Origin of the sequence: Pseudomonas sp. Irchel 3A7, from assembly GCF_900187565.1 — a bacterium.
In the GTDB taxonomy this organism is placed as follows: domain Bacteria; phylum Pseudomonadota; class Gammaproteobacteria; order Pseudomonadales; family Pseudomonadaceae; genus Aquipseudomonas.
In genome coordinates this window covers 89356-102567 of record NZ_FYED01000022.1, presented here as the reverse complement: position 1 = coordinate 102567, position 13212 = coordinate 89356, and the positions used below count along the sequence as shown (strand labels likewise).

The following is a 13212-nucleotide window of genomic DNA, read 5'->3' as shown; positions in this document are numbered from 1 at the left end:
GGCCCCCAAACAGATCATCTGTGCAGCAATGCGCAAGCTCCTACATTTTGTCTACGCCGTTCTTAAATCGGGCCAGCCATTTGACCCGAATTTTGCGCTTGCCCGATGAGGGACAAGACGGTATCTACAAAAAAATCGCGTAAAGCTGAAGGTTTACAAATCCGCAACACAGTCTTTTCCTGACCGATACGTCAACGCGTAGAATGCGCTGCCTTGCGCATCAAAAACCTTGGACGCTTCGCTAGTGAATTCCGTGACTGAGACTACCGCCACAACCGCCACTCCCCGCACGACCCCGGTTCGCCAAGAACTCAAAGGCCTGCTCGGGCTGGCTCTGCCGATCATGGTCGCGCAATTGGCCACGACGGCCATGGGCTTCGTCGATGCCGTGATGGCCGGCCGTGTCAGCCCACGGGATCTCGCTTCGGTGGCCCTGGGCAACTCGATCTGGATTCCGGTTTACCTGTTGATGTCCGGCGTTCTGCTGGCCACCACACCCAAGGTCGCCCAACGCTTTGGCGCTGCACAACTTGACGAGATCGGTCCTCTGGTCCGCCAGGCCATGTGGCTGGCGTTGTGTGTCGGGCTGATCGGCAGCGCCCTGCTGCTCAGCGCCGAGCCGATCCTGCATTGGATGAAGGTCGATCCACAGTTGATCGAACCGAGCATGGGCTACCTGCACGGCATCGCCTTCGGTTTGCCCGGTATTGCTTTCTATTACGTACTGCGCTGCTACAGCGACGGCATGGGCCGCACCCGGCCGAGCATGGTCATTGGGCTGTGCGGGCTACTGCTGAACATCCCGCTGAACTATGCGCTGATCTACGGCCATTTCGGCATGCCGGCCCTGGGCGGCGTCGGTTGCGGCTGGGCCAGCGGTATCGTGATGTGGTTCATGGCGTTGAGCATGGCCGGTTGGACCTGCTGGGCGCCCTTCTATGCCCGCACACGCGTACTGGTTCGTTTTGACCGCCCGCAATGGACGGTGATCAAGCGCCTGGTGGGCATCGGCCTGCCAATCGGTATCGCGGTGTTCGCCGAATCCAGCATCTTTGCGGTGATCGCACTGCTGATTGGCAGCCTGGGCTCTACCGTGGTGGCCGGGCACCAGATAGCCCTGAACATCAGCTCGCTGCTGTTCATGATTCCTTATTCCCTGGGCATGGCGGTGACGGTAAGGGTCGGTCAGGCGCTGGGCGCCGGCAATCCTTATCAGGCACGCTTCGCGGCGAAGGTCGGGCTGGGCGCCGCACTGGTGTTTGCCGCGTTCTCGGCCAGCCTGATCATGCTGCTGCGCGAACCTATCGCTTCGATCTATACGCCTGACAAGACCGTGATCCAGATTGCGTCGATGTTGATTGTCTATGCCGCGCTGTATCAGTTCTCCGATGCCATCCAGGTGATCTGCGCCGGGGCACTGCGGGGCTACCAGGACACCCGGGTGACGATGATTCTGACGCTGTTCGCCTACTGGGGCATCGGCCTGCCGGTGGGTTATGTGCTGGGCCTGACCGATTGGTTCGGTCCGGCCAGCGGCCCGAGCGGGTTGTGGGAAGGTTTGATCGCAGGCCTGAGTTGCGCGGCACTGATGCTGTCGATCCGCCTGACACGCAGTGCGCGTAAACGGATTCGTATCAGCCGTTCAGTCGGATGAGACTCAATGGCTAGACAAAAACTGTGGGAGCGAGCCTGCTCGCTCCCACATGTTTTGCATTGTTGTTAACCGGACTTTTTGCGAATCCAGTACAGATAGGTACCGGCATCTTCGTGCTGCGCCACCAGTTCGTGGTCGAGAAACACGCAGAACTTGGGGATGTCGCGACGTGTCGACGGGTCGGTGGCGATCACCTTGAGCAGGCCGCCAGGCACCAGGTCGCGGATGTGCTGGTGCAGCATCATCACGGGCTCCGGACAATTGAGACCGGTGGCGTCGAGGGTGCCGTCAACCGGCGTGTCAGTCATTTCGCTCATGATTCACTCCTGAAACTTGCCGGCATTGTCGCGCATTGCCGGGTGTTCGGTCATCTGTGGCATTACGCCGCCCCCCCTTGTGGGAGCGAGCCTGCTCGCGAAGGCGGTGTGTCATCCAACATAGATACTGACTGACCGGACGCTTTCGCGAGCAGGCTCGCTCCCACAGGGTATTCGCTGAGTGTCAGCGGGACTTGGGCTTTTTCACATCGAGCCGGCGAAGGTGGCAGGTCACTTCTTCGCGGTCGTGGTACAGCTGCTTGCAACCAATCTCCACGCGAATGCCCCGCGCCTTGAAGCCGTCGGCGATGCGCTCCAACAGGCGCTTCACTTCGGCATAACGCTGTTTCATCGGCAACTTGAGGTTGACCACGGCTTCGCGGCAATGGCCTTCGCCGATCCACTCTTCCAGCATCGCGGCATTGCGCGCCGGTTTCTCGACGATATCGCAGACCATCCAGTCCACCGGCTGCTTGGGCTTGAAGGTAAAACCGTCGGCCATCAGATGCTGTACCAGGCCGGTGTCCATCAGGCTTTCGGCCATCGGGCCATTGTCGATGGCCGTCACCAGCATGCCGCGATTGACCAGTTGCCAGGTCCAACCACCGGGCGCGGCACCAAGATCGACACCCGTCATGTCGCTGTGCAGACGCTCGTCCCACTGGTCACGCGGGATGAAATGGTGCCAGGCCTCCTCCAGCTTAAGGGTCGAACGGCTGGGCGCCTCGCGCGGAAACTTCAGACGCGGAATGCCCATCGGCCACATCGCCGAGTTGTTTGACTCCGCCAGGCCCATGAACACTTCACGACCACTCTTGAAGGTCAGCAACAGGCGCGGTTTATGGGCGTCTTCCACCAGTTTGCCGGCGGCTATCAGCGCCTTGCGCAGGTGCACTTCGAATTTCTTGCAGAAGTTCGACAGTTCCTTGCCATCGTTGGTGTCGACCATTTCCAGCCACAGGCTGCCGCAGGCCGGGAAGTCCGCCAGGTGCGCGAGGATCACGCTGATGCGGTCGGTTTCCGGCAGGTCGATAAAGATCCCGCGAGCCCATTGGCGCGGGAAGATCAACTGATCGAAACGCTGGCCGCGCATCAGGCGTTCGGCGCCGTCTTCTTCGGTGCAGACAAACTCGGCGCAGGCGCTGGCGGTCTTGGCCTTGGCATAACCGGCCACGTTCAGCCGTGCGGCGAGGTCGGAAATCTCGGAACAGACTTCGCCTTCGAAGCCCGGCCGGCAATGCATAAAGAGGGTGTTCATTCTTACTCCTGGGCAGATGGCGAGACATTCACCACTGCGCGATGCCCAGACTTGCGCTGGAGCAAAGCCTGTCACGAAAACCGGCGCATGATAGCCGACTTCGGAACCTCGAACTTAACGATAGAGTCCAGTTATTAGCCAGCTACCTAAAACAGGGCTAGGTTTAATGCTCTGCCCGTCCCCCTCAGTCCGTAGCCGTGCGGACGTAAAGGAGTGATCGTAATGCCGTCTCTCGATAGCTTGAACACCCTTAAAACCCTGCAAGTCGACGACAAGACCTACCACTATTTCAGTCTGCCGGATGCCGCCAAGAGCCTGGGCGACCTGAGCCTGCTGCCGATGTCGTTGAAAGTGCTGCTGGAAAACCTGTTGCGCTGGGAGGACGAAAAAACCGTCACCGGCGCCGACCTCAGGGCGATTGCCGCCTGGCTCAAGGAGCGTCGCTCCGACCGCGAAATCCAGTACCGCCCGGCGCGGGTGCTGATGCAGGACTTCACCGGCGTGCCCGCCGTGGTTGACCTGGCCGCGATGCGTGCTGCGATGGCCAAGGCTGGCGGCAACCCGCAACGGATCAATCCGCTGTCGCCGGTGGACCTGGTAATCGATCACTCGGTGATGGTCGACAAGTTCGCCACCAGCAGCGCCTTCGAACAGAACGTCGACATCGAAATGCAGCGAAATGGCGAACGCTATGCGTTCCTGCGCTGGGGCCAAAGCGCCTTCGATAATTTCAGCGTGGTGCCGCCGGGCACCGGCATCTGCCATCAGGTGAATCTGGAATACCTGGGCCGCACGGTCTGGACCAAGGATGAGGACGGCCGCACCTATGCCTTCCCGGACACATTGGTGGGCACCGACTCCCACACCACCATGATCAATGGTCTTGGCGTCCTCGGCTGGGGCGTCGGCGGCATCGAGGCGGAAGCGGCGATGCTTGGCCAACCGGTGTCGATGCTGATTCCGGAAGTGATCGGTTTCAAACTCACCGGCAAACTCAGGGAAGGCATCACCGCCACCGACCTGGTGCTGACCGTGACGCAGATGCTGCGCAAAAAAGGTGTGGTCGGCAAATTCGTCGAGTTCTATGGCGACGGCCTCGCCGATCTGCCGCTGGCGGATCGCGCGACCATCGCCAACATGGCCCCGGAATATGGCGCCACCTGCGGCTTCTTCCCGGTAGACGACGTGACGCTGGAATATCTGCGCCTGTCCGGCCGCCCTCTCGAAACCGTGAAACTGGTCGAGGCCTACAGCAAGGCGCAGGGTCTGTGGCGCTTACCGGGCAAGGAACCGATATTCACCGACAGCCTGGCGCTGGACATGGCCAGCGTCGAAGCCAGCCTTGCCGGGCCGAAACGCCCGCAGGACCGGGTTTCGCTGCCGAATGTCGCGCAAGCGTTCAGCGACTTCATCGGCCTGCAAGTCAAGCCCACCAGCAAGGAAGAAGGTCGCCTGGAAAGCGAGGGCGGCGGCGGTGTCGCGGTGGGTAACGCCGATCTGGCCGGTGAAGTGGACTACGACTTTGAAGGGCAAACGGTGCGACTGAAAAACGGCGCGGTGGTGATTGCGGCGATTACGTCCTGCACCAACACGTCCAACCCGAGCGTGATGATGGCCGCCGGCCTGGTGGCGAAGAAAGCTGTGGAAAAAGGCCTGCGCCGTAAACCCTGGGTGAAAAGTTCGCTGGCCCCAGGCTCGAAAGTGGTCACCGACTACTACAAGGCGGCTGGACTGACGCAATACCTCGATGAACTGGGCTTTGCCCTGGTCGGATATGGCTGCACCACCTGTATCGGCAACTCCGGTCCCTTGCCGGAACCGATCGAAAAAGCCATCCAGAAAGCCGATTTGACCGTAGCTTCCGTCTTGTCGGGTAACCGTAATTTCGAAGGCCGGGTCCATCCACTGGTAAAAACCAACTGGCTGGCCTCACCGCCGCTGGTGGTGGCTTATGCGCTGGCCGGCACCGTGCGCATCGACCTCAGTCGCGAGCCTTTGGGCGAGGACCAGAACGGCAATCTGGTTTACCTGCGCGACATCTGGCCAAGCAGCAAGGAAATCGCCGACGCCGTGGAGCAGGTCAACACCGCCATGTTCCACAAGGAGTATGCCGAAGTGTTTGCCGGCGATGAACAGTGGCAGGCCATCGAAGTGCCGCAAGCGGCCACCTACGTCTGGCAGGCGGATTCGACTTACATCCAGCATCCACCGTTCTTCGATGACATCGGCGGACCGCCACCTGTGGTCAAGGACGTGAACGGTGCCCGCATCCTTGCGTTGCTCGGCGATTCGGTAACCACCGACCACATCTCCCCGGCCGGCAACATCAAGGCTGACAGCCCGGCGGGTCACTATCTGCGGGAAAAAGGCGTCGAGCCTCGGGACTTCAACTCCTATGGCTCGCGACGCGGCAACCACGAAGTGATGATGCGCGGCACCTTCGCCAATATCCGTATTCGCAATGAAATGCTCGGCGGCGAAGAAGGTGGCAATACCCTCTACATCCCGACCGGGGAGAAACTGGCGATCTACGACGCGGCCATGCGTTACCAGGCTGCAGGCACACCGCTGGTGGTGATCGCCGGGCAAGAATACGGCACCGGTTCGAGCCGTGACTGGGCGGCCAAGGGCACTAATCTGCTGGGCGTCAAAGCGGTGATTGCCGAGAGCTTCGAGCGCATTCACCGCTCCAACCTGGTGGGCATGGGCGTGTTGCCGCTGCAATTCAAACTCGACCAAAACCGCAAGAGCCTGAATCTCAGAGGCACTGAAACCCTGGCCATTCTCGGGTTGACCGGCGTCGAACTGACGCCACGGATGAACCTGACCCTGGTCATCACCCGTGAAAACGGTACCCAGGAGAAAGTCGAAGTGCTGTGCCGCATCGATACGCTCAATGAAGTGGAGTACTTCAAGTCGGGAGGGATTTTGCATTACGTGTTGAGGCAGTTGATTGCCTCGTAATTTAACGCTGACAACGACACCGCCTTCGGGCGGTGTTTTTGTTTGAGTGCCCCGGCATACAATCACCCGATTACGTACCAACACATGGCCATTGTGGGAGCGAGCCTGCTCGCGAAGGGGTCACCACATTCAACATTAGTGTCGCCTGATACACCGCATTCGCGAGCAGGCTCGCTCCCACAGGGGATCTGTGCCGGACACAGAAACTGCGACTGTCACCTCACTATTGTGGGAGCGAGCCTGCTCGCGAAAGCGGTCTGTCAGCCTCCATCTCTGGTGCATGTGCCGCCGTCTTCGCGAGCAGGCTCGCTCCCACAATGGGCCGAGGCGACTTGCAGAAATACAAACAAGGATATTCAATGCTGACTCTGCCATGGACCCACCTGGCCCTCCTCTCCCTCGGCTACGGAATGGCGCTGGCTTACGGTCACCTTGGCTGGTTCGCCACGATCTCCGTCGCGCTGTTGCTGATCGCCGGTTTCTCCGTTCGCCAGCAAACACTTCCACTGGGCCGCTACCTCGGCCACGCCCTGTTCATCGTGCTGGCCGTGGCCTTGGCGACACACTGGCTACCCGGTTTCTACAACGGCCGCGTCATTGACCCGCAGCGCTTTACCGATAATGCCGTGCCGTTTTCAATGTACCTGAATCTGGACAAACCCCTGATCGGTTTCTGGCTGCTGCTGGTCTGTCCGTGGATCGTCGGCCGGCGCTCGTCGCGGCTGTTTCTGTATGCCATCGCACTGGCCCTGCCCCTGAGCGCCGTGTTGGCCCTGGGCGGCGCGCTGGTGCTGGATGTCATCGATTGGGCGCCGAAATGGCCAGAGCAGGCCTGGCTGTGGCTGCTCAACAATCTGCTGCTGGTGACGCTGGTCGAGGAGGCGTTGTTTCGCGGCTACATCCAGGGTGGTTTGAGCCGACGCCTGGGACACCTGCCTTACGGCGAAAACCTCGCCCTGCTGCTCGCTTCGCTGGTATTCGGCCTGGCGCATGTGGGTGCCGGTTGGCAATGGGTATTGCTGGCGAGTCTGGCCGGTATCGGCTATGGCCTGGCTTACCGCTTCGGTGGGCTGGCGGCGGCCATCGCCACGCATTTCGGTTTGAATCTGCTGCACTTCAGCCTGTTCACTTATCCGATGCTTGCCGGCTGACGCAAGGGGCATTTTGCGGCGCACAACTGATTATCGAAAAATAATCTCAACAAATCGCAACGGATGCCGATAGAGCACTTGAAAGCCTTGCGGATTAAAAAGCCATGCGTAACAACCAGCCAATTACACAACGCGAGCGGACCTTCCCGGCCCAGCAACGGTTGATTTCCACCACCGATGCCAAGGGCATGATCACCTACTGCAACGACGCCTTCGTCGAGATCAGCGGGTTTTCTCGTGAGGAACTGATCCGTGCGCCGCACAACCTGGTGCGTCACCCCGACGTTCCGGCCGCGGTGTTCGCGCACATGTGGGCGACACTGAAACAAGGCTTGCCATGGATGGGTATTGTCAAGAATCGCTGCAAGACCGGTGACCACTATTGGGTCAACGCCTATGTGACACCGATCTTCGAAGGCAATCAGGTGATCGGTTACGAGTCGGTGCGGGTCAAACCCTCCGCCGAACAAATCCGCCGTGCCGAAGCGCTTTACCAACGCATCAACCAGGGCAAGTCGGCCGTTCCGGCCACCGACAAATGGTTGCCGGTCCTGCAGGACTGGCTGCCGTTCATTCTGGTCAGCCAGTTGAGCTTCATGATCGGTGCCTCGCTCAACTCCCAGTGGGGATTTGCTTTGGCCGCCGGCCTTTCGGTACCGCTGGGCCTGATGGGCCTGAGTTGGCAGCAACGCGGCATCAAGCGTTTGTTGCGTCTGGCCGAGCAGACCACGTCCGACCCGTTGATCGCGCAGATGTACACCGACAGCCGCGGCGCCCAGGCGCGCCTGGAGATGTCGATCCTCAGTCAGGAAGCACGCCTGAAAACCTGCCTGACCCGCTTGCAAGATACCGCCGAACACCTCACCGATCAGGCGAAACAATCCGACGCCCTGGCGCACAACAGCTCCACTGGCCTGGAACGCCAGCGTGTCGAAACCGAGCAAGTGGCCACCGCCGTCAACCAGATGGCCGCCACCACGCAGGAAGTCGCCAGCCATGTACAACGCACCGCCGATGCTACGCAGGAAGCCAATCGCCTGACCGGGCGTGGACGTGACATCGCCGGGGAGACCCGCGAAGCCATTCAGCGCCTGTCGGTGGTGGTCGGGGAAACCGGCCTGACCGTGACCCAACTGGCCAAGGACAGCGATGAAATCGGTGGCGTGGTCGATGTGATCAAGGGCATTGCCGACCAGACCAACTTGCTGGCGCTCAACGCCGCCATCGAAGCGGCCCGCGCCGGTGAGATGGGTCGCGGCTTTGCGGTGGTGGCTGATGAAGTACGGCAGCTGGCACAACGCACCAGCGAATCCACCGGACAGATTCACGCGCTGATCGCCAAGCTGCAGCAGACCGCCGGGACGGCGGTGCAAACCATGGAAGCCGGGCATCGCCAGGCTGAAGAAGGTGTGGCCCGGGTACTGGAAGCGGATCAGGCACTGGTGGGGATCAGCGAAGCGGTGGCCAACATCACCGACATGACCACCCAGATCGCTGCCGCGACCGAAGAGCAAAGTGCCGTGGCCGAAGAAATCAGCCGCAACATCAGCAACATTTCCGAACTGGCTGACCAGACTTCGGAACAGGCGCAGAACTCGGCCTTGTTGAGTGAAGAACTGACCAAAACCGCGAATACCCAGTATTCGTTGGTGGAGCGGTTTAACCGCTGATAGATGCGGGAAACAACAAACCCGGACGGTGAAAACCTCCGGGTTTTTTATTGCCAGTCTTAAAGTGATGTCGCCTGTTCGGGCCTCATCGCGGGCGAGCCCGCTCCCACAGGGTTCTGCATAGCTCTCAACATCAAGCCACACCAAAGATCACTGTGGGAGCTGGCTTGCCAGCGAAGAGGCCGTCACAGCCGGCAAAAAGTCTCACTGAAGAATGCAGCCACTTTTTGCGCCGCAGCCGCCAGATGCTGTTCATGCGTAAACCCCGAAGCCTTCAACGGCTTCATATCATGATCCCCCGCCACCAGCCAGAACACCTCGATGCTCGGTGACAGATCATAGCCCTCGACCGACTCACGATTCCCCAACGCATCCCGCTCGCCTTGCACGATCAACGTCCGCGTCTTCAATCCGGCCAAATGCTCGACCCGTGGCTTCTCCGGTTTGCCCACCGCATAAAACGGATAACCCAGGCACACCAACGCATCGGCGCCTAATTCATCTGCCAGCAAACTGGCCATCCGCCCGCCCATGGACTTGCCGCCGATGGCCAACGGCCCAGCGACATGGCGTCGCACCTCGGCATACAGCTCACGCCAGCATTCCAGCAGCTTCGGTGCCGGATTGGGCGGGCGCTTGCCGCCGTCGACACGCCGTTGCGCCATGTACGCAAACTCAAAGCGCAACACGTTGACGCCAAGCGCCGCGAGGCGTGCAGCCATGTCGTTCATCCAGTCGCTGTCCATCGGCGCGCCGGCGCCATGGGCGAGGATCAGCGTCGCCGACGCCGGCGCCACGGCGGCATCCCACAGCCATCCATGATCCTGCACGCACTGCGCCCATTGATCCCCGTCAATACCGGCCTTGTGCTGTTTGTCCATGCTTGCCTCGCTTTTAGTCTGCCTATAACTCCAGGCGAAGGGTGCGCTGCCGGCGCTTCCTTCGGCTGAACCGTGGATGGGGAACCATGAACACTTCTATCAGTACCGCCTACAACTACAAGGTGGTCCGCCAATTCGCCATTATGACGGTGGTGTGGGGCATCGTCGGCATGGGGCTCGGGGTATTTCTCGCCGCCCAGTTGGTCTGGCCCGAACTCAACTTCAATTTGCCCTGGACCAGTTTCGGGCGGTTGCGCCCGCTGCACACCAACGCGGTGATCTTCGCCTTCGGCGGCTGCGCCTTGTTCGCCAGTTCGTTCTACTCGGTGCAACGCACCTGCCAGACCCAGTTGTTTGCTCCGAAAATCGCCGCGTTCTGCTTCTGGGGCTGGCAACTTGTGATCCTGCTGGCGGCCATCAGCCTACCGCTGGGCTACACCAGTTCCAAGGAATACGCCGAACTGGAGTGGCCGATCGACATCCTGATCACCATCGTCTGGGTCGCGTACGCCATCGTGTTCTTCGGCACGGTGATGCAGCGCAAGACCAAGCATATCTACGTCGGTAACTGGTTCTTCGGCGGGTTCATCATCACCGTCGCCATCCTGCACATCGTCAACAACCTTGAGTTGCCGGTGAGTTTTACCAAGTCCTACTCGCTGTATGCCGGTGCGACCGATGCCATGGTGCAGTGGTGGTACGGCCACAACGCCGTGGGCTTTTTCCTGACTGCCGGTTTCCTCGGCATGATGTATTACTTCGTGCCCAAGCAGGCCGAACGCCCGGTGTACTCCTATCGCCTGTCGATCGTGCACTTTTGGGCGCTGATCACCCTGTACATCTGGGCAGGTCCCCACCACCTGCACTACACCGCGCTACCTGACTGGGCGCAATCGCTGGGCATGGTGATGTCGCTGATCCTGCTGGCGCCGAGCTGGGGCGGCATGATCAACGGCATGATGACCCTGTCGGGCGCCTGGCATAAATTGCGCAGTGACCCGATCCTGCGCTTCCTCGTGGTCTCCCTGGCGTTCTACGGCATGTCGACGTTCGAGGGACCGATGATGGCGATCAAGACCGTCAACGCCCTCTCCCACTACACCGACTGGACCATCGGCCACGTTCACGCCGGCGCGCTCGGCTGGGTGGCGATGATTTCCATCGGCGCGCTGTACCACATGATCCCGAAAGTCTTCGGCCGTGAGCAGATGCACAGCATCGGCCTGATCAACGCGCACTTCTGGCTCGCGACCATCGGCACCGTTCTCTACATCGCTTCGATGTGGGTCAACGGCATTGCCCAGGGCTTGATGTGGCGCGCGGTGAACGAAGACGGCACGCTGACTTACTCCTTCGTCGAAACCCTGGTGGCCAGCCACCCGGGCTTCATCGTGCGACTGGTGGGCGGGGCGATCTTCCTCAGCGGCATGTTGCTGATGGCTTACAACACATGGCGCACCGTGCGGGCTTCGCAACCTGCCGAAGTCGCCGCTGCCGCGCAGATGGCCTGAGGAGTCCGCCATGAAACACGAAACAATCGAGAAAAACGTCGGCCTGCTGATGCTGCTGATGGTGTTCGCCGTGAGCATCGGCGGCCTGACCCAGATCGTCCCGCTGTTCTTCCAGGACGTGACCAATAAACCGGTGGAAGGCATGAAGCCCTACACCGCGCTGCAGCTCGAAGGTCGCGACATCTATATCCGCGAAGGCTGTGTCGGTTGTCACTCGCAGATGATCCGCCCGTTTCGCGCCGAGACCGAACGCTACGGCCACTACTCGGTGGCGGGCGAAAGCGTCTGGGATCACCCGTTCCTCTGGGGCTCCAAACGCACCGGGCCGGACCTGGCGCGGGTCGGGGCGCGCTACTCGGATGACTGGCACCGCGCGCATTTGTACAACCCGCGCAACGTGGTGCCGGAATCGAAGATGCCCGCCTACCCGTGGCTGGTGGCCAATCAGGTTGACAGCAGCCACACCGAAACCAAGCTCAAGGCCATGCGTACGCTGGGCGTGCCCTACACCGACGACGACATTGCGGGCAGCGTCGAGTCACTCAAGGGCAAGACCGAGATGGACGCACTGGTCGCCTACCTGCAAGTGCTCGGCACTGCGATCAAGAGCAAGAGGTAACACATGGTCTTTGAAGTCAGTACTGGCATGATCCGCGGCCTGGGCACGGTCGTGGTGTTCGTGGCCTTCGTCGGCCTGACCCTATGGGTGTTCAACGGCAAGCGCAGCCCCGAATTCGCCGAAGCACGCCTGCTGCCGTTCGCCGACGAGCCGCCATCGGAAAACAGCCCTCAACAAGAAACCGCCGCAAGGAGTACCCGGCCATGACCACCTTCTGGAGTACGTGGATCTGCGTACTGACCATCGGCAGCCTTATCGGCCTGACCTGGTTGCTGATCGGCACCCGCCGGGGCGAAACCAAGGGCAGCGTCGACCAGACCATGGGCCACAGCTTTGATGGCATCGAGGAATACGACAACCCATTGCCGCAATGGTGGTTCATGCTGTTCGCCGGCACCCTGGTGTTCTCCGTCGGCTATTTGATTCTCTATCCGGGCCTGGGCAACTGGAAAGGCATCCTGCCCGGTTACGACAACGGCTGGACCGGCGTGCACGAATGGGAAAAGGAGATGGACAAGGCAGACGCGAAGTTCGGTCCGATCTTCGCCAAATTTGCCGCGATGCCAGTGGAGGAAGTGGCCAAGGACCCGCAAGCACTGAAAATGGGCGGGCGTCTGTTCGCCTCCAACTGCTCGGTATGCCATGGCTCGGACGCCAAGGGAGCATTCGGCTTCCCCAACCTGGCGGACAGCGACTGGCGCTGGGGCGGCAACGCCGAAACCATCAAGACCACCATCATGGGCGGACGCATGGCGGCGATGCCGGCCTGGGGTGAAGTCCTCGGCGAGGCCGGCGTGAAAAACGTCGCGGCTTATGTGCGCCACCAACTGGCCGGCCTGCCTCTGCCTGCCGGCAGCGGGGCCGACCTGCAAGCCGGGCAGCAAGCGTTCAACACCACCTGCGTCGCCTGTCACGGGGCGAACGGCCAGGGGACTGAAGCCATGGGCGCGCCGAACCTGACGCACCCGGCCGGTTTCATCTACGGCACCAGCCTGACCCAGCTTGAACAGACCATCCGCCATGGCCGCCAGGGCCATATGCCGGCGCAGAGCGAACTGCTCGGCAACGATAAAGTGCAACTGCTCGCGGCTTACGTGTTCAGCCTTTCAAAAGGTGATGAGCAGTTGAGCGGCAAGCTGCAAGCTACAAGCGTCAAGTAAGAGCAAAAGCAAAAACCGCAAGCTACA

Annotated in this window: 11 protein-coding genes; 8 read left to right on the top strand and 3 right to left on the bottom strand. The window is 60.8% G+C overall.

From position 1 onward, the window contains the following. Positions 1-244 precede the first annotated feature (244 nt). Complete coding sequence (locus CKW21_RS29565) at positions 245-1654, top strand: MATE family efflux transporter (protein ID WP_095197342.1); 1410 nt, start codon at positions 245-247, stop codon at positions 1652-1654. Positions 1655-1719: 65 nt separating this feature from the next. Here the strand turns inward: CKW21_RS29565 and tusA are convergent, their stop codons facing one another. Together tusA and rlmM are read right to left on the bottom strand one after the other, a co-directional pair. Beyond that, a complete protein-coding gene (tusA, locus tag CKW21_RS29560; protein WP_095197341.1) occupies positions 1720-1971 on the bottom strand; it encodes a sulfurtransferase TusA in 252 nt (83 codons plus the stop codon). Between the two features lie 184 nt (positions 1972-2155). Beyond that, positions 2156-3229 (bottom strand): 23S rRNA (cytidine(2498)-2'-O)-methyltransferase RlmM, encoded by a 1074-nt coding sequence (gene rlmM / locus CKW21_RS29550; protein WP_095197340.1) that lies wholly within the window; start codon positions 3227-3229, stop codon positions 2156-2158. A gap of 222 nt (positions 3230-3451) precedes the next feature. On the opposite strand from rlmM, the gene acnA reads away from it, so the two are divergent. From acnA to CKW21_RS29535, 3 genes are all read left to right on the top strand, one after another. Beyond that, the gene (gene acnA, locus CKW21_RS29545; protein ID WP_095197339.1) at positions 3452-6193 is read left to right on the top strand and encodes an aconitate hydratase AcnA; all 2742 of its coding nucleotides are present in this window, start codon (positions 3452-3454) and stop codon (positions 6191-6193) included. 359 nt (positions 6194-6552) lie between these two features. Next, the gene (locus CKW21_RS29540; RefSeq protein ID WP_095197338.1) at positions 6553-7344 is read left to right on the top strand and encodes a CPBP family intramembrane glutamic endopeptidase; all 792 of its coding nucleotides are present in this window, start codon (positions 6553-6555) and stop codon (positions 7342-7344) included. Positions 7345-7448: 104 nt separating this feature from the next. Then, on the top strand, positions 7449-9014 hold the full coding sequence (locus CKW21_RS29535) for a PAS domain-containing methyl-accepting chemotaxis protein (protein ID WP_095197337.1): 1566 nt from the start codon (positions 7449-7451) through the stop codon (positions 9012-9014). A gap of 185 nt (positions 9015-9199) precedes the next feature. On the opposite strand, the gene CKW21_RS29530 is transcribed toward CKW21_RS29535, so the two are convergent. Beyond that, the gene (locus CKW21_RS29530) at positions 9200-9895 is read right to left on the bottom strand and encodes an alpha/beta family hydrolase (protein ID WP_095197336.1); all 696 of its coding nucleotides are present in this window, start codon (positions 9893-9895) and stop codon (positions 9200-9202) included. An 86-nt stretch (positions 9896-9981) separates the two neighbouring features. On the opposite strand from CKW21_RS29530, the gene ccoN reads away from it, so the two are divergent. From ccoN to ccoP, 4 genes are read left to right on the top strand one after another with little or no spacing between them, the layout of a single operon-like run. Next, positions 9982-11406 carry a cytochrome-c oxidase, cbb3-type subunit I gene (gene ccoN, locus CKW21_RS29525; RefSeq protein ID WP_095197335.1) on the top strand — a complete coding sequence of 475 codons (1425 nt, stop codon included), beginning with the start codon at positions 9982-9984 and terminating at the stop codon, positions 11404-11406. Between the two features lie 10 nt (positions 11407-11416). Next, a complete protein-coding gene (gene ccoO / locus CKW21_RS29520) occupies positions 11417-12025 on the top strand; it encodes a cytochrome-c oxidase, cbb3-type subunit II (RefSeq protein WP_095197334.1) in 609 nt (202 codons plus the stop codon). A 3-nt stretch (positions 12026-12028) separates the two neighbouring features. Continuing rightward, positions 12029-12232: a cbb3-type cytochrome c oxidase subunit 3 gene (locus CKW21_RS29515; RefSeq protein ID WP_095197333.1), complete on the top strand. Its 204-nt coding sequence runs from the start codon at positions 12029-12031 to the stop codon at positions 12230-12232. Then, on the top strand, positions 12229-13185 hold the full coding sequence (gene ccoP, locus CKW21_RS29510; protein WP_095197332.1) for a cytochrome-c oxidase, cbb3-type subunit III: 957 nt from the start codon (positions 12229-12231) through the stop codon (positions 13183-13185). Before CKW21_RS29515 ends, ccoP begins: the two co-directional genes overlap by 4 nt. Positions 13186-13212 lie beyond the last annotated feature (27 nt).